The sequence below is a fragment of the Fibrivirga algicola genome (assembly GCF_011742925.1).
Classification (GTDB): Bacteria; Bacteroidota; Bacteroidia; order Cytophagales; family Spirosomataceae; genus Fibrella; species Fibrella algicola.
This window is the reverse complement of sequence record NZ_WAEL01000008.1, coordinates 212,406-230,326: the sequence shown is the minus strand read 5'-3', so window position 1 is coordinate 230,326 and position 17,921 is coordinate 212,406. Positions and strand designations below refer to the sequence as shown.

13 protein-coding genes are annotated in these 17,921 nt (G+C 50.3%); 2 read left to right on the top strand and 11 right to left on the bottom strand.

What is annotated here, in order from left to right; translation table 11 throughout:
• Nucleotides 1-39: 39 nt before the first annotated feature.
• Nucleotides 40-633: a hypothetical protein gene (locus F7231_RS21030; RefSeq protein ID WP_166693422.1), complete on the bottom strand. Its 594-nt coding sequence runs from the start codon at nt 631-633 to the stop codon at nt 40-42.
• Nucleotides 634-948: 315 nt separating this feature from the next.
• Between F7231_RS21030 and F7231_RS21025 the strand changes: the two genes are divergently transcribed.
• Together F7231_RS21025 and F7231_RS21020 are read left to right on the top strand one after the other, a co-directional pair.
• Nucleotides 949-1,350, top strand: a complete 402-nt coding sequence (locus F7231_RS21025; protein WP_166693421.1) for a hypothetical protein — start codon at nt 949-951, stop codon at nt 1,348-1,350.
• 11 nt (nt 1,351-1,361) lie between these two features.
• On the top strand, nt 1,362-1,856 hold the full coding sequence (locus tag F7231_RS21020) for a hypothetical protein (protein WP_166693420.1): 495 nt from the start codon (nt 1,362-1,364) through the stop codon (nt 1,854-1,856).
• A gap of 80 nt (nt 1,857-1,936) precedes the next feature.
• Here F7231_RS21020 and F7231_RS21015 read toward each other — a convergent pair whose 3' ends face one another.
• The 10 genes from F7231_RS21015 to F7231_RS20970 all read right to left on the bottom strand — a co-directional run bounded on the left by F7231_RS21015 (nt 1,937) and on the right by F7231_RS20970 (nt 17,602).
• Complete coding sequence (locus F7231_RS21015) at nt 1,937-4,258, bottom strand: GH92 family glycosyl hydrolase (protein ID WP_166693419.1); 2,322 nt, start codon at nt 4,256-4,258, stop codon at nt 1,937-1,939.
• A 140-nt stretch (nt 4,259-4,398) separates the two neighbouring features.
• On the bottom strand, nt 4,399-6,021 hold the full coding sequence (locus tag F7231_RS21010) for a RagB/SusD family nutrient uptake outer membrane protein (protein WP_166693418.1): 1,623 nt from the start codon (nt 6,019-6,021) through the stop codon (nt 4,399-4,401).
• Between the two features lie 11 nt (nt 6,022-6,032).
• Nucleotides 6,033-9,305 (bottom strand): SusC/RagA family TonB-linked outer membrane protein, encoded by a 3,273-nt coding sequence (locus F7231_RS21005; RefSeq protein ID WP_229364872.1) that lies wholly within the window; start codon nt 9,303-9,305, stop codon nt 6,033-6,035.
• Between the two features lie 236 nt (nt 9,306-9,541).
• Nucleotides 9,542-10,675 (bottom strand): FecR family protein, encoded by a 1,134-nt coding sequence (locus F7231_RS21000; protein WP_166693417.1) that lies wholly within the window; start codon nt 10,673-10,675, stop codon nt 9,542-9,544.
• A gap of 106 nt (nt 10,676-10,781) precedes the next feature.
• Entirely contained in the window at nt 10,782-11,360 is a 579-nt protein-coding gene (locus F7231_RS20995; protein ID WP_229370205.1) for an RNA polymerase sigma factor, read from the bottom strand.
• Between the two features lie 165 nt (nt 11,361-11,525).
• Entirely contained in the window at nt 11,526-12,086 is a 561-nt protein-coding gene (locus F7231_RS20990) for a cupin domain-containing protein (protein ID WP_085412860.1), read from the bottom strand.
• A gap of 220 nt (nt 12,087-12,306) precedes the next feature.
• Complete coding sequence (locus F7231_RS20985; RefSeq protein ID WP_166693415.1) at nt 12,307-14,214, bottom strand: amidophosphoribosyltransferase; 1,908 nt, start codon at nt 14,212-14,214, stop codon at nt 12,307-12,309.
• A 295-nt stretch (nt 14,215-14,509) separates the two neighbouring features.
• Nucleotides 14,510-15,346 (bottom strand): phytoene/squalene synthase family protein, encoded by an 837-nt coding sequence (locus tag F7231_RS20980; RefSeq protein WP_166693414.1) that lies wholly within the window; start codon nt 15,344-15,346, stop codon nt 14,510-14,512.
• 45 nt (nt 15,347-15,391) lie between these two features.
• Entirely contained in the window at nt 15,392-16,870 is a 1,479-nt protein-coding gene (gene crtID / locus F7231_RS20975) for a bifunctional phytoene desaturase/3,4-desaturase (RefSeq protein ID WP_166693413.1), read from the bottom strand.
• Between the two features lie 216 nt (nt 16,871-17,086).
• Nucleotides 17,087-17,602 carry an RNA polymerase sigma factor gene (locus F7231_RS20970; protein WP_085412864.1) on the bottom strand — a complete coding sequence of 172 codons (516 nt, stop codon included), beginning with the start codon at nt 17,600-17,602 and terminating at the stop codon, nt 17,087-17,089.
• Nucleotides 17,603-17,921 lie beyond the last annotated feature (319 nt).

The window sequence follows — 17,921 nt, the reverse complement described above, 5'->3', positions numbered from 1 at the left end:
AGGTACGTTTCAGGTACGTTGATTCTATCAGTATAAGCATCACTTTTTCGGTAACTTAACGAGGAAGCGCCCCTGACGGAACTGAGCCGCACGCCCTGTCGACTCAGTAGAATTCAGTTTAAAATCAATCAGATTGGCCTCGAACCGGCCTTCAAGCGTTTTTTTCCGTGGATCGTATCGTGTTACGCGTACCCAATTTGCTTTCTTTGGTTGTAGCCGAAATCCTCGCTTCAGTCCGGAACCATTGACAAGCCAGGCATACACGACGTCTTTGATGGCGAACGAACCACATTCAGCCAATTTTGACAGCGAATACGTTCCTTTTTTGAGCGGTATGTTGTTGATATACAACGCCTGAGTTGGAACACATTCACCTACACACCCATTGACAGTCTCAGATTTGCTGAACGATTCATTACCTGGGTATGGAATGTCTGTCTTTATCATCAGCATGACTTTGCCTTCAGCGCAGGGTTTGTCAATGAAATTGGCTGCATTAATTGCCTGCACCGTTCCGTACCAGGCCGAGTCATTGAGCATGGCCGTTACATCGTATGGATTGTTGTAGATAGCGGGCGGTCGCGAGCAGGCGACGCAAGAGGCTACAGCGAGTAACAGGAGTGCTTCTTTCATACAGGCAGTCTTGGCCGTGATTAACCTGTACGATGCGCTACTGGGCACAATTCCACACACATTGCGACGAGCGTGATTGGGTAGGGGGCACCAACTGGCAGAGGGGTTAAGTAGTTAATTTGATGGTATATACATGATGCTATATATTTACCGAGTGGTTTGGTGTTACTTTCTTGCTGAGTATGTGTAACTTAAGGCGCTTATTTAAGATGTAGACGCCACAGTACTAACAGCTGAGGCAGCAAACAAAAGATATACTTAGTTAGTGGTTACCAATTTATGAACGTGTCGAATCGGCCTGATACAAGGCCCATGATGCTTACTACTACCAACACGGCGAGTCGGCTTTCGTTGTACGACAAATACGGATCGGTGGCGTATGGCGTTATACTAAAGATTATTCCTCAGCCCCAACAGGCGCAGGAAGTGTTGATCGATCTATTTGCGTCGCCTGATTTACAAGCTGGTTTAGTGCCATCAGCAAACACCACTTGCGTCGTTGTTCGACTGGCCAGAGGGAAAGCATTGGCCTATTGTAAAAAAAATCAGCTGCCCATTCCTGCACTTCCTGCGGAGATTAAACAATCTGAGCTTATTTTTAATCTTTTATTTTACCAAAATCAAACGCCCGACGTTATCGCTGAGCGACTACAGATTCAACGGTCGGCTGTGTTTGGTGCAGTTCGTGAATTTTTCGCCTATCTTCTTCCGTCTTAATCAACCCGTTTGTGAAAAATTATCAGTATTTAACCGATGGCCTGCTGGAGTCCTACATGCTGGGCACATTGTCTGATGACGACCGGGCACAGGCAGAGACGCTTATCGCTACTGATCCTGAGATAGCCCTTCAACTGGAAGAGATTGAAGTCGGTATGGAGCAGTATTTTTTGCAGCATGCCGTTCCGCCACCGCCAACTATCAAAGCGGCTTTGCAACAACGTCTGGTTGGAAACGAGATTCAGAAGTGGGAAGAGCCTGTGCCCACACAGGAGATGCCCCGTCCGCAACCCGCCAGTTCGCCTTATGTTGATGTTGAAGTTGGTGACCCCACGCACATGCGTGTTCACAAAAACTGGCGTGCTGCGTTTATTGCCGTGTTTATTCTAGGCAAAGTTTTCCTGGCTTTTGGTTTATACCAGTATTTCAAGGCCAACAGTCTGGAGCAGGAGATCGAACGTCTTAAAGCCACGCAGACAACTACCTCAGCGCCCGCTGGCCGTTAACATAGTGACTGTCCCGTCATAAAAAAGCCAACCCTGATTCAGGGTTGGCTTTTTTATGGAGTTTGTCTCGGCTTATACCACTACTTCGCCTTATCCGTCGACATTGAGTAGGGGAAATCGCTGGCCGATATACCGCGCTGTTTGTTTGGGGTAGCCGACATATTGAAATCGATTGTGGCTCCCTGAAGCAGTTCGCGGTGGCTGAGCCAGTTTTTGCCATACGGTTTGCGGTTTACCTGCATCGTGTTGATGTACCGGTTCTGGTCGCTGTTGGTAGGCGCATTGATGACAATTTGCTTGCCGTTTTCCAGCGTGGCCGTCACCTTCCTAAAAAGCGGCGCTCCAACCACGTACTGATCAGTGGCCGGACAAACCGGGTAGAAGCCCATTGCCGTAAATACGTACCAGGCCGAGGTTTGGCCGTTGTCTTCGTCGCCGCAGTAGCCGTCGGGGGTTGGCAGATACATCCGGTTCAACACTTCGCGGAGCCAGTATTGTGCTTTCCAGGGCTCGCCCGCGTAGTTGTAGAGGTAGATCATGTGCTGAATGGGCTGATTACCGTGGGCGTACTGGCCCATGTTGGCTATTTGCATCTCCCGAATTTCATGAATCACTCCCCGGTAATAGCTTTCATCATAGACGGGTGGCATCGTAAACACTGAATCCAGTTTGGCCACGAATTTCTGGCGGCCGCCCATCAGATCAACCAGTCCCTGCACATCGTGGAAAACGGACCAGGTGTAATGCCAACTATTTCCTTCGGTGAACGCATCGCCCCATTTAAACGGGTTGAATGGCTTCTGGAACTGCCCGTCTTTGTTTTTGCCGCGCATTAGTCCGGTTTGTGGGTCGAACAGGTTGCGGTAGTTCTGGCTGCGTTTGGCAAAACGGTCAATTTCTTCCTGTGGACGTTTCAGCGCTTTGGCTAACTGATAAATCGCGAAATCGTCGTAGGCGTACTCCAGCGTGCGGGCGGCATTCTCGTTGACTTTAACGTCGTAGGGAACGTACCCAAGCTGGTTGTAATAAGCTACGCCTTTCCGGCCAACGGCATCCATAGGGCCTTCATTTTCGGAATTCTTCAGTACTGCTTCGTACAGCGTATTGATGTCGTAGCCACGTGCGCCTTTCAGGTACGCGTCGGCAATGACCGAGGCCGAGTTGGAGCCGACCATCACGTTGCGAAGCCCCGGACTGCCCCATTCGGGCAACCAGCCTCCTTCTTTGTAGGCATTGGCTAGCCCTTCCTGCATTTGCGCGTTCAGCGATGGATACATCAGATTCAGGAACGGAAACATTGACCGGAACGTGTCCCAGAAGCCGGTGTCGGTAAACATATAGCCGGGTAACACCTTGCCATTGTATGGGCTGTAATGCACGACTTTCTTGGCGGCATCGAACTCGAAAAATTTCCGCGGGAAGAGCAACGACCGGTAGAGGCATGAATAAAACGTTTGCATCTGAGCCAGTGAGCCACCTTCTACCTTAATTCGGTTCAACTCGGTATTCCAGGCTGACTTTGCCTTCTGCTTTACACCGTCGAATGAGTTGTTGCCGAGCTCGTTCAGGTTCAGTTCGGCCTGATCGTAGCTGATAAACGACGAGGCAATACGCACGTGTACCTGCTCACCTTTGGTGGTTTTGAAACCAACTACCGCCCCGGCATGGGCCGCCTGTAGTTCGATGGTGTCTTTAGCCAGCGTTTTGCCATGCCAGGCTTGCGCCATCGTGAACGGCTTATCGAAATAGGCCACGAAGTAGTTCTTGAAGTTGGCTGGTACGCCGCCGCTGTTGCGGGTAGTGTAGCCAATAATTTTACGCTCTTTAGGGAAAATTTTTACGTAAGAGCCCCGATCGAAGGCGTCGAGTACAACGAACGAACTGTCTGTTTTAGGAAACGTAAAGCGGAACATCGCCGCTCGTTCGGTGGGCGCTATCTCGGTGGTCACGTCGTGGTCGGCCAGATAAACGCTGTAATAATAAGGCTTGGCGATTTCGGCTTTATGCGAAAACCAGCTGGCGCGCTCGTCTTCGTCGATGCGTAGTTTGCCGGTTATAGGCATAATGGTGAACTGCCCGTAGTCATTCATCCAGGGCGACGGCTGGTGCGTTTGTTTAAAGCCCCGAATCTTGTCTGATGAATACGTATAGGCCCAGCCATTACCCATTTTGCCGGTTTGTGGCATCCAGAAATTCATGCCCCAGGGTAGCGCAATGGCTGGGTACGTGTTGCCATTTGATAAACTAGGTTTGGAATCGGTGCCAATCAGCGGGTTAACCAGATCAGCCAAGTCGACTACCGATTGCCCCGCCCGGGCAGGAGTGACGCGCCCGCCCCCCGATTGCGCAAGGCCGGAAAGCGAACAGGTAACAAGAAAGAGCAGTACTAGTGAATTTTTCATGCGGGTTGTTTTAACGAAGCAGTAAGGTACTACCTGGTGTAGCATCAGAAAAGCAAAGTAAGTCGTGGGTAACGTGTCCTGATAAAAAGAAGGGGTAAATCAACCGTATTGACTTACCCCCTTCTCACTAGTTTCGGCTGTTATTTCGCCGGATACCCCGGATTCTGTACCAGATTAGGGTTTGCTGCCAGTTGCCGCTGCGGAATTGGAAAAACCGTCTTAGTCGGGTCGCTGGGTTGGTGATCCCACCAGGTGTTGGTCGTGAACGCGCCAAACCGGATCATATCGGTGCGCCGCTTGCCTTCGAAAACAAACTCACGACCGCGCTCGGCTAGTAACTCGGCCGGGGTGAGGGTAGCAGCCGTATAAGGCACATAATCGGCCGTTGCAAATGCCCGTCTCCGTACCGCATTAACCAGTTCGAGGGCTTCCGGCGTAGCTACGTTACCGTTCTTCCGCATCAGGGCTTCCGCTTTATAGAAGTAGATGTCGGTGAGGCGATAAATAACCCAGTCGTTGCTCCAGTATTTAGCTTCCGTTTGCTGGCCAGGCCGGTATTTATTGAACCGGGCGCCACTGTTCTCTTCGCCATCAATCATCGTCGATGAGGTTTTACCTTCACTGGCCCGGCGAATTTCCTTCACAAATACCAGTTGCTTGTCGCGGTATTCTTCTGTACCCAACACTGGCTGTGTGGGATTTGCCGCCTGAAACTGTGGCCCGATCAGGAACCATGTCGATTTACGAAGGTCCTTATCGTTGTACGCATCGTAGGCGCTTGGAATCACCACCACACCGTTGTTACCGTTGGCATCGCCATTATAGATCAACCGCTGGGCGAAGTGGTAAAAATCGCTGTTCCAGCCGCAACGTGTGGGGGTAGCCTGGAAATCGTAGGTCAACTGAAACAGGGCTTCCCGTGAGTTGTCGTTTGTGTTGTTGAACGTGCTGGTCAGGTTGGCATCGAGGGCAGGCGCACCATTGAGGCCGCCCGTTTGTCCGCCGATGATCTTGTCGCAGGCGGCAATACAGTCGTCCCAGCGGGGTGTGCCGGTCCATATTTGTGCATTCAGGTACAATTCAGCCAGGATCGAATAGCCGGCCGCTTTGGTGATCCGACCAATCAGAGATTTGCTCAGGTTGGGCAGTTGGTCAACGCTCTCTTTAAGTTCTTTTTCCACGAAGGCAAACACCTCGGCACGAGGCGCGGTGGGTGGACTGAGCGGAGTACCAACGGTCGTCACGATGGGGATGTTGCCGTACAGGTCCATCAGCTTCATGTAATGCAACGCCCGGAACACGCGCAGTTCAGCCGTAAACGCTGCTTTGTCCGTATCGCTCACCCCAATCTGCGCAAAGTTGAGCCGATTGAAGTCGCCAAGGGTACTGTTGCAGAAACCAACCCCCGTAAACAGCAAGCTCCAGGGGTCCCACATATTGTTTTCGGTGTATGACCAGCTGTGGCCATGCAGGCGAATCCACTGGGCGTCGTCGTAGCCGTGACGCCCTTTTTGTGGCCAGGCTAACTGATCAGCCGTGAGTTCGTTGAGCCGCCAGTAACTATTCTGAGCCGTAGGGGCGATCCAGGCGTTCGCGTGGGTATAGGGGCGCAATACAGCTGCCAGTACTTCTTGCCGATTGTTGTAGTACTGTTCGGCGTTAATCTGGCTGTACAGCGTTTCAGTCAGGTTGGTGCAACCACTGAGGCCTGTTAAGGTGAGCACCATGCCACTGATCAACAGGGATTTATGAGAACGTTTCATGATTAGTCAGATTAAAAGCCAATTTGAAGACCTGCTGTGTATGACTGGGTACGTGGGTAGAAGCCCCGACCGTCGATGCCAGGTGCCAGGCCTACATCATTGACTTCTGGGTCAACACCCCGGTAACCAGTGATTGTTACCAGGTTGCGGCCTGTCACATACAGGCGCAGGTTACGAACGGCTTTCGTTTTGAACTTGAAATTGTAGCCCAGCGTCACGTTGTCGAGCTTCACAAAATCACCCCGCTCGAGGTAATAATCTGAATATTGCAGGGCGTCGTTGATCTGGCTGTTGCGCGTGATCGCATCCTGCAATACGTTGTTGGGCAAGTACACTTTATTGCCGAAGAATACCTGCTGCAGGTTCAAAATGTCGTACTTGAACTTACCCCGGAAGAAGAGTGTCAGGTCCAGGTTCTTATACTGAAAGCGGTTTGTCCATGAGGCGTAGTATTTCGGAATACCATTGCCGATGTAGGTGTAGTCGTCGTTCGGAACAATTTTATCAGCTGTAACAGCCTCGCCGGTAGCTTTGTAGAACAACCATCTACCTTCGGGTGTGAAGCCGGCAAAACGTTTGCCGTAGAAGCTACCCAGAGATCCACCTTCAATTGTCCGGATGGCTGGCCCGAGGGCACCGAAACCGCCAATGTCACCGAAGGTCAGGAAGGTTACTTTGAAGACATCGTTCGAGAAGGACGCCAGTTTGTTCGACTGCGTGCTGGCGATCAGGTCCATGCTCCAGCTAAAGTTGTCTTTCTTCATCACCGTGCCGCTCAATGAAAGTTCAACCCCATTGTTATCGATAGTACCTACGTTGGTGTACAGCGTCGACTGGATGTAGGGAGGCAACTGCGTATTAAAGCTCCCCAGCAGGTCGGTGGTACGGCGGCGGTATACGTCAAGCGTGCCCGTGAGCCGGTTTCCAAAGAGGCCAAAATCCAGCCCCACGTTGAACTCGGCTTTCCGTTCCCAGCGCAGGTTGGGGTTTGGGTTGTTGCTGGGGCCATAAGTTTGCCGCCAGATGCCATCATCGTTGAGGTACTGGTTACCCGTGCTGAGCCGTACCAGCGACTGGTAGTTCGGAATGCCCTGGTTGCCCGTGACCCCGTAGCCGGCCCGCAGTTTCAAGTTGTTGACAAACCGGACGTCACGCATGAACGATTCCTGACTGATTGTCCAGCCTACCGACGCCGCCGGGAAGTTACCAAACTTGTTGTTGGCACCGAAGCGGCTCGATCCTTCGCGCCGCAGAATGAACTGGGCAATGTACTTGTCTTTGTATGAGTAGTTCAGGCGGCCAAAGAAGGCGATCAGCGTATTGTCTTCCTTGAAACTGTAGAGCGACGATTTGCCTAGCTGTAGGAAGTTACCCGCGCCCAGGTTATTTTCCTGAAAAATGTTGTTGAGGAAACCGCTGTTACCTGCCGAGAAATCTTCTGCCGTGCCATACTGATAGCTATAGCCTACCAGCGCCCGTACCGTGTGATCGTCGGCGATGTTCCGGCTGTATTCGGCCGTTGGTTCAAAGGCATAGTTGTTGGTGATATAATTACGCTTGTAAGCGTAACCGGTGCCATTAACAGACGTACCGTTCAGGGTACCAATCTGCGAGAAACGCGAATCGGTACGGCGGTATTCGTTGTCGTTCCAGCTATCACGAACATATGAGCCGAATGCCGAAAGCCGCAGTCCATCAGTGGGCTCCAGCGTGACGCGGGCATCGGCCGACGTCGTCAACTGATCGCGTCGATTGCGTTCCAGCGTCAGTCGGCCAATGGGGTTGGTCGTTGAGCCTTCTTCGTAGAACGTCCCGTTTGGATTGTACACGGGTTGTGTCGGGTTACGACCCAGCGCGTTCTCAAAGTCGCCGCCCTGACCGCCAAGCAGGTTGCCTTTGCTCAGGTTGGTTGCCAGGTTGATCTGCGCCGACAGCCGGTCATTCAACCCACGCTGAAACATGCTCAGGCGACCGCCATACTGTTTCCGGTCGTTCTGGAGCGTAATGGGGTCAGCCCCATTGAAATACACCGACGCCCGATAGTTGCTGGCCGCGGTTCCGCCCGACAGCGCCATGTTATGGTACTGGCTCAGGTTCCCTTTGTTGATCAACTGGCTATACCAATCTGTTGACGCACCCAAGTCGGCCATTTGAGCCGCTTTTACGTTAGTTGGATCAGCTTTGTAGGCCCGCCACTCATCGGCCGTCAGGAAGCGCGGACGCCGGTTGACAACTTCATGCTGCACGTAAGTCGAATAATCGAAGCGAGGCGGTCCTGATTGCCCTTTTTTGGTGGTGATCAGAATAACCCCGGCGTTGGCCCGTGTGCCATAGATAGCCGCTGCCGATCCATCTTTCAGCACGTCGAATGAGGCGATGTCATCCTGCTGAAGTAGGTCCAGGTTACCACCTGGAATACCGTCGATGACGATCAGAGGTGACTGGCTCCCGTTTACCGATACGAGACCGCGCAACTGAATTGACGCCCCGGCGTTGGGGTTGTTGCCCTGGGTACGGGTAATGGTCAGACCGGCTACTTTGCCCTGAATAAGGTCGAGCGGGCTGCGTACACCACCCTGGTTAAAATCTTCGACTTTCACCGTTGATACGGCTGAAGTTACTTCGGCCCGGCGTTGCGTACCGTAACCAACTACCACTACTTCGCTCAATGATTTAACATCGGTGCGAAGCGTGACGTCGATCGTGCTGCGGTTGTCGATGGCTACCTCCTGCGTAGTAAATCCAATCGACGATACCACCAGTGTGCCCGTTCCGTCAGGTACGTTCAGCGTGTAAGCGCCATCAGCGTCGGTAACGGTACCTGTGCTCGATGTTCCTTTCAGCAAAATGGTAACCCCTGGAACGGTTTTACCTAACTCGTCTAAGACGCGACCCCGAATGGTGATTGGCGGTGCTTGTTCTGCTTCTGTGGTCAGGGCAGATGTAGCTGGTTTTGTCGCCAGCTTGCTCCGTGTGAGAATGAGGCGGCTACCCACCATCTCGTATTTTACCTGCAAAGGCCCGAGCAACGACTCAAGCACCTGGCTGAGTGGTTCGTTGACGGTTGACATAGAAATACGCTTGTCGGCCTGAATCAGGTCTGGGCTGTACGAAAACTTAACGTCGGCGAGTTTTTCGATACGGGCCAGTACACTGCTTACGTTTCGGTTTGATACCTGTATGGTGATCCGGCGGCTAAGCACATCCTGTGCGCTGCCGTCTGTAGCTAGAGAAACGTTGCCAAAAATGACGGCTAGCAGTAGTTGAAGTAAGGTTAACCTCATGACTCTCCTACCAATATCCTTGGTAAATAAGTAGTTATTCATAAATTTGACGAGGGTTTTGTTAAGAAAATAAGGACAAAATCTTCCCTGCATCCATGAAAATGGATGTTCGTTTCGCAACTAGGGAAAGTACCGGAATCAGCAATGGGCCAACATTGCTGATTCTTTTTTTACTGGTTCTTTAGGTGCATATGCTATTAATTAAGGAATGGGTAAGACTGGTCGAAACAACTCGATCACGACCCGCAGCCAGCTCCTGAAATGGTAACCTGTCTGTCGGTGATCGTATAGGTTGCTTCAATGCTTTTGCAGATGATCAATAGCTTGTCGGCCAGTGGTTCATCGGTTAAGTCGGCAGTAAGTCGGCACGTACCCAGCGTTGCTTTATCGTAAATCACATTGATTCCGTACACGCGTTCGAGCAGCGAAAATACCTCGCTCACCGGCCTGGCGTCGAACTGAAAGCTGGCAGGAGCAATAGTAAACAGGCGTTGAGCCACGGCCGATGGTAGCTGCTTTGGCGGCGTCATCCGCATCTGTTCCTTACTGAAAACGAGCTGCTGGTTCTTGGTGAGTACCACGCCATCCAGGGTAGGCGAATTGATTTTCTGTACTTTTTCTTCGTCCGACTGAGTGAATACGGCTACCCGACCTGTCCGAACCGTAACGGTTACGTCTTTATCCGATCCATACGCCTTTATAGTGAAGCTGGTACCAAGGACTTTAGTGACCAACTTGTTTGTGTACACAAAAAATGGCCGTTTGGCGTCTTTGGCTACTTCAAAGAAGGCTTCCCCCGCCAGGTATACAACCCGCTTGCCGCCAGTAAACTGTTGTGGGTACCGGATCTGGCTCCCCTTCCGAAGGATAATCGACGTGCCGTCAGATAAGGTAACTACTTGAGGGGTATCGGTTGAATTATGCTGTTCGACATACGCAGACAGCGGTTGAATCACCTCAACTTGCCCTGGTGTTACCGGATTGGCAGTAGGGTAGGTACGTTGCGCCCACCAGCCCAGGCCCAATACGATGACCACAGAGGCTGCAACTGCTAGCCAGCGCCAGTTTGTAGTGAGCTGACGAGTTAAAAAGGGAGCGGCCTGCTGGTCATTCGCCGTCAGCACATGCGTCTTGATGGAGGTCCAGATAGCGGCTTTTTCGTGGGCCGTTGCTGGAGTCGACAAGGCGGCGGTGGCGTCCGACAAGTTATTTACGGTTTCGGCAGCTAGCCGAATCGTTTCTGCTTGTTCCGGATATTTTGCCAGATAGGTCTGCCAGAAGAGCGATGAGGTTTTGTCGGGATGTTTAACCCATTGCCGAAAATAATCGTCGGCCACAAAGTCCTCAATCGTAAAGTAGGTGTAATCCATAATCGCAGCTCGTCTACCTACAATAGACCAAGAAGGCTGCTTTTAACTCTCCTCTTTTGAAGAAAATTTAAGAACTCAACGTTAATACTATGTAAAATATTGATTATCAGAAAAGAGACGCTAAAAACAGGATGAAAGGTGCTTTCAGAAAAGACGCTCTAAGCGTAGTTAATGCTCGATTCAGGTGGTTGATAACCGATTGATGGTTGATGCTCATGATGCCTGCAATCTCGTCGTTGCTAAAATCGTGGTAGAACGCCAGCATGACTGCTTCGCGCTGGCGATCGGGCAATTGAGTTATGGCGCGTTGCAGATGGTCTAATTGGATTGTGCTGGTTTCCTGTTGCGTAATCAGCCATTCTATCGAAGGTGTGAGTTCGTCTTCAAATTCGTGAACATCGCCTTCACTGACTAAATGGGCGGTTTTTTGGTGCACTTTAGATAACCTGTTCCGCATGATTTTAAACAGGTAATACCTGATCGTGTGCAGGTCGCGCAACGTTTTTCGGCGGGTCCAGATGTCGACAAAAATATCCTGAACAAGATCTTTCACCAGATGGTGATCCGCGCATAGCCGCTTACCATAGGCAATCAGCGTGGCCGAGTGCATCTCGTAAATTTCTTCAAAAGCCTCGATATCGCCCTGTTGGAACGCTTTCCAAAGCTGCGCTTCATTTTTAAACATCACACAGGTATGAAGTGTAAGCGTGTATAGTAGCTAAAGCAAATTTTCGCTCTATACTAATGGAAGCAATATTACTTTGATTCAGGCGAAAGCGTGCTACTTAAGTATTTATTCTACTGAGTGGTTTGGTAAGAGAGGAAGGTCAACTCTGCGTCAATAAAGTAGTTAATCGACTTTTAGGGGCGGCCCCACTATCTTCATTTCATGGTCGGCAAAGTGCCTGACCATTTCAGCTTCTGTTGGCTCTTTGTCGAGCTTAGACATCAGCACAAAAAACTCTTCGAGTTTGCCAGCGGGTTGCACAATCACAGTCATGCGGCCTTTTGGGCTTATCTGTGTCCAAGCGTGGGCTATATTCCGAGGTAGAAAAATGCTATCGCCAGTTGTAAGCTGGTATTTATCCTGACCCACCTGAAATAAGTACTCGCCGTCCAGAACCTGAAATATTTCATCCTGTAGGGGATGAATGTGGAGGGGCGTACCCCGTTTAGGGGATAGGCTTGTCTGTTCAAATATTGCCAGACCACCATTAGTGTCTTTGCCCGAAATTTTAACGTCCTGAATATTGGCGTTGACGCCTTTCAGTTGAATATGGCCGTGGTACCTACCTTCGCCCGCTTTCACTTTGAACCCTTTTTGGTCATGGTCAGCAATGGGTTGTTGATGAGCAGTACCAACCAATGGGGTAATGGCAAGGGATACTTCCAGAAAATGTCGACGTTTCATAGCTCACCTGTGTTTATATAGCCTTGATCATCAAGGATTTAGTTTGCTATCCTTGGTGTGCATTAAGCTACACATACGATGACTGCCAACTGTACTTTTCTTATTGAGCGTATGCTATCAGTGCACGAATGGAGATAATCGGATGAAACGGCCACTATATTCCCATAAAAAAGGGTTGCCTCGTCTGGGAGGCAACCCTTTTCCATATAGTTCAGGTACGTTAATAAGCGCGCACTACCTTGCCTTCCATGAAGTTGACAAAAGCTTTATTGACAACTTTATTGCCGCCTGGAGTTGGGTAATTGCCTGTAAAGTACCAATCGCCCGAATGGTTAGGGCAGGCAATGTGCAGATTTTCCACGGTTTGATAAATCACGGCTACTTCAGCGTTAAGGTCAACGGTATCGTTGCGGCGTGGTGTGATGATGTCGGCTACCTTGCGCGAAATTTCGTCATGCGTAAATGGCGCGAAGAGGGCTTTCACGTAGTTGACGTTTGTGGCATTACCCGACTCAATAGCCGCTACTGCCTGCGCGTACACTTCGTCGGCGATGTGGTTCATGCCACGCTCGTTGAGCAATTGCAATACCGCCCGGAACGCAACAAAATCTTTCACCTTCGACATATCGATGCCATAGCAATCGGGGAAGCGAATTTGCGGAGCCGACGAGACGATTACGATTTTCTTAGGCCCTAACCGATCAAGCATCCGTAGAATACTTTTCTCCAGAGTAGTACCCCGAACGATGGAGTCGTCTACGACAACGATAGTATCGATGCCTTTCCGAATCACCTCGTACGTTGTATCGTATACGTTGGCCACCATCTCATCGCGGTGGGCGTCATCGGTAATGAAGGTGCGAAGCTTCACATCTTTTGACACCAGTTTTTCAATGCGGGGCCGGAAAGAAAGTACCTTGTCGAGATCCTGCTCGAAGAGGATACCCTCCATAATGGCTTTCTTGCGCTGTTTGGCCAGATAGTCTTCCAGTCCTTCAACCATGCCGAAAAAGGCTGTTTCGGCGGTGTTCGGAATGTAGCTGAAAACTGTGTTCTCCAGGTCGTAATTGACTTCCTCCAGAATCTGCGGCACTAGTAAGCGGCCCAACTTTTTACGCTCGTTGTAAATATCCGGGTCGGTGGCGCGGGAGAAATAGATGCGTTCAAAGCTGCACGACCGTTTTTCGATGGGCTGGATGAACTCATACTCGCCGTATTCGCCGTATTTATCAATAATCAGGGCGTGGCCCGGCTGCACCTCCTGAATCTGGCTGTACTCGACATTGAAGGCCGTTTTGATAGCCGGCTTCTCTGAGGCCACTACTACTACTTCATCATCGGCGTAGTAATAAGCCGGACGAATTCCGGCTGGGTCGCGGGCCACGAAGGAGGCGCCGTAGCCCGTCATGCCTACCATGGCATAGCCCCCGTCGAAGTCGCGGCACGAGCGGTAGAGTACGCGTTGCAGGTCGAGGTTATCTTCGATGATGTCTGACAGGTCGGGGTTTTCGTAAATACCCTTGAACCGGTCGAATACGCGCTGGTTTTCTTCGTCGAGGAAGTGGCCGATCTTTTCCATGACCGTCACCGTATCGACAAAGTCTTTGGGGTGTTGCCCCAGTGATACCAGCTTGTTGAAGAGCTGATCGACATTGGTCATGTTGAAATTACCCGCCATAACCAAGTTTCGGCTGCGCCAGTTGCTTTGGCGGAGCATGGGGTGACAGTTTTCGATGTCGTTGCTGCCGTGGGTGCCGTAGCGCAGGTGGCCCATCCAGACTTCGCCGGTAAAGGCTACGTTCTCCTGGAGCCAGGCGGCGTCGCGGGCTTTGTCTTTATTCTTCTTGAGGGCCTTGGCAAATTTCTTATTAATCTTGCCAAAGACGTCGGCAACCGGTTGCTGCTCGACCGACCGATACCGGCTGATGTAACGATGACCGGGCGGCACATCGAGCTTAATGTTGGCTACCCCAGCCCCATCCTGACCCCGGTTCACCTGCTTTTCCATCAGCAAAAACAGCTTGTTGGCGGCGTAAAGGGGAGTCCCGTATTTGTCGATATAATACTGATAGGGCTTACGAAGGCGTAGCAGTACAATGCCACATTCGTGTTTAATAGCGTCGCTCATGAGCAGCGTTGACCAGTTAAGCACCAGCGAGACCAGCGCGGTTGGAAGTGTATGCGTATTTAACAGTCTAACGTACCCGTCGCGTCAAATCGTTCGTCGGTAGGTACGTTATCTGCATAGCTAAAGTAGCATCATTTACATAAACGGGCGTAGCGGATACTCACTTTACATCTACCGTAGCGTGGTCATCTTCGTGCCGTACGCAATCATAGCCTCTTGTCAGTCAACGTGTTGCTATCGATGTAGCCCCTAAGTTAAAAAAGGCCCTACTCGCGAAGTCGAGTAGGGCCTTTTGTTACAGTAAATTAAATCGATACTGGACCATGGTTTTAGCCAGCAGCACCAGCTTTTGTGGATCAGGTACTCGAATTCGCTCTTCCTGAATGCGGGAGGCCGGCATATCTTTGATTTTGCAGAACAGCTTCAGGTAATAAATATAGGCTAGATGTACGCCCATGCGGGCACCTTTCGGCAGGTTGAGAATACCCTGGTAAGCCTCGTCGAAGTCGCGCTGAATGTCGTCTTCGATCAGTTGTTTGGCATCGCGCGAAAAATCGGTGAAATCTACGCCGGGGAAGTAGGTACGTCCACGTTCCTGATAGTCACTCTTGATATCGCGCAGGAAATTCACTTTCTGAAAGGCGGAGCCAAGTTTGCGGGCCGGCTCGCGGAGGCGGTCAAATTCATCACAGTCACCTTCGCAGAAAACGCGCAGGCACATCAGCCCCACCACTTCAGCCGAACCGTAGATATAGTCGGAGTAACCCGCTGCGTCATAATCGTGTTGATGCAGGTCCATTTCCATGCTGCGCAGGAAGGCGTCAATCAGGTCGCGTTCAATATTATACTGACGTACTACGATCTGAAATGAATGGAGCACTGGATTCAGGCTGATGCCTTCTTCGATGGCCAGGTACGTATCGGCGCGGAATCGATCGAGTAATCGCTGCTTATCGTAATCGTGGAAGGTGTCAACAATCTCGTCGGCATAGCGCACGAAGCCGTAAATAGCGTATATCGGGAGGTGATATTTCTTGTCGAGCGTTTTAATTCCCAGCGTGAACGAGGTGCTGTAACGCTCGGTGATGAGCTTACTGCACTCCAGCGCAGTCTGGTTGAAAAGGGACATCATAACCAAAAGGGTTTAGATACTGTCTGGGTTAGGAAAGGGAAGCGGTTAGGCCACCGGGTATTCTTTGGCAACTTCATCGGCTACAACTAAACCAGAAATCAGCGAGGGCGGGACCCCCGGCCCCGGAACCGTTAGCTGTCCAGTGTAGAACAGATTACTCACTTTTTTGTTTTTAAGCGACGGCTTCAGGAAGGCTGTTTGCATGAGGGTGTTAGCCAAGCCGTACGCGTTACCCCGAAAGGCGTTGTAATCGTTCTTGAAATCGCTGTGCGCGTAACTTCGTTTGTAAACTACGAAATCGCGGACAGATTCCCCAACGTAAGCCTCTAATCGATCCATAATTAGGTGGTAATAATGCTCACGTGTGGCTTCATCGTCGACCAGGTCAGGAGCGACAGGAATTAGTAAAAACAGGTTTTCTGAGCCCTCAGGCGCTACACTTGGGTCAGTTTTTGACGGAGCTGACGCGTAAAAAAGTGGTTTGCTCGGCCACTTCGGCGTTTCATAAATTTCCTGGGCGTGCAGCCCAAAATCTTCGTCGAAAAATAAATTGTGGTGTTCCAGCTTCGGAATCCGTTTGCTGACGCCCAGGTAGAACAGGAGGGAAGAAGGGGCCATAACGCGCTTGGCCCAGTAACTATCGTCATAGTTGCGTTTGGCCGGATCAACGAGCGCCGTTTCAATGTGGTTATAATCAGCGCTGCCCACTATAACGTCGGCTTCAAATACGCCCTTATCAGTACGTACCCGTTTTGCTTTGTTCTGAGTAGTTTCGATATGCTCAACCGTTTGGTTCAGCAGAATTTTTACGCCTTGTTCTTCTGCCAGCGCTACCATGCCTTCGATAATCTTGTGCATGCCACCCATTGGATACCACGTACCCAGGGCCATCTCTGCATAATTCATCAGGCTGTACATCGCCGGTGTATTTTGTGGCGTAGCACCCAGAAATAAAATCGGGAATTCGATCAGTTGTAGCAGCTTCGGATTGGTGAAGAACTTTCGGGCGTGGCTGGCAAACGACTGAAAAACATCAAGGCGGGTAACGTCGTAAAGGAGTTTTACGCTCATGAACTCGGTAATTGACCGGCTTGGCTTCCAAACAAACTTATTGATACCCACATCGTATTTATACGCAGCCTGCCGCAGGAACTCAGTCAACTGCGCACCGCTGCCAGGTTCAATGCTGTTGAAGAGGGCTGTGAGTTCAGTTATGTTGGCGGGTAGATCAACGGCGTCGGTAGGGCCAAACACCACTTTATAGGAAGGGTCTAGCCGCACCAGGTCGTAGTAATCGGCCGGTTTCTTGCCAAATCGGCCGAAATAAGTCTCAAACACATCGGGCATCCAGTACCAACTGGGTCCCATATCGAAGGTGAAGCCATTGGCCTGAAAAACGCGGGCGCGGCCACCGGCCATCTCATTTTTTTCAACAATTGTTACATCATAGCCTTTTTGGGCCAGACTGGTAGCCACTGACAAACCGGAAAAGCCGGCGCCAATGACAAGTACACGTTGGGGCATAAAAACAGTATCGGGTTACAAGTTTCCTATCTACGAGGTCTGCTGGGGCGGGCCGTCCGGGCTAGAAAACGTCACGTCAATAAGCACAAAAAAAGTTAGATGCAAAGCACCTAACTTTTCAGAACCTTCCTCTTTTTAACCAAAAACTACTCAATCAATTTGTTTGTTCAGGAAAAGTTAAACAAATTTTCCTGTGATGAAATGAACTACGACACCTTATGAGGCGAAGTGAGCATATACGTGCAGTTTGCTTTTCAGCTCTTTGCGGGCGATGTGAATCCGGTTTTTAACCGTACCAATGGGGATATCCAGTTTGGCGGCAATTTCGTGGTATTTGAAACCCCGGAAGTGCATCATGAATGGAGTCCGGTACGTGTCATCAAGGTTGTTTACTGCCCGAGCAATATCTTCCTGAGCGAACGATGAGTACGCTAAGTTATCGGTGCTGCTGTCGGTTGAATTTATGTAGTGCAAATTATCGGTCGTATCGATAAACGTGTTCTTACGAACCATACGCTGATAATTGGTAATAAATGTATTTTTCATGATCGTGTATAACCACGCTTTCAGGTTAGTACCGTCAGTGTACTTATCGCGATTGGTGTAGGCTTTCAGCAGTGTGTCCTGCAATAGGTCATTGGCGTCTTCCGAGTCTTTCGTCAAACGGAGCGCGAACGGGCGCAGTGATTTTGAAACTTTGCCAATGTGATATGTGAATTCGAGCGCAGTCATGAGTACGAAAAGTTTTGTTGAATCAATCTTGATGACACTTAGACAAATTCCTGACCAAGTTTTAAGCGTACTGGTTTATTCCCTACTAAATGAGATCAATCAATTGATAGTGAGCTAATTAAATGGTTGGTTGTTTCTGTGCCAATTAGTATTCAATGCGGTATTCTTAACAGCAATGGGTAAATATTTCCCCACATTGTGGAATCCCCCTTGTTTACTTTGTTCAACAATTGTAGGTCAAAGGTTAAACAAAAAAATGTCTCTACAAAAAAAATCCTTAAAATCATGCCTCTTGGCTCAAAATAGCGTTACCAATTTG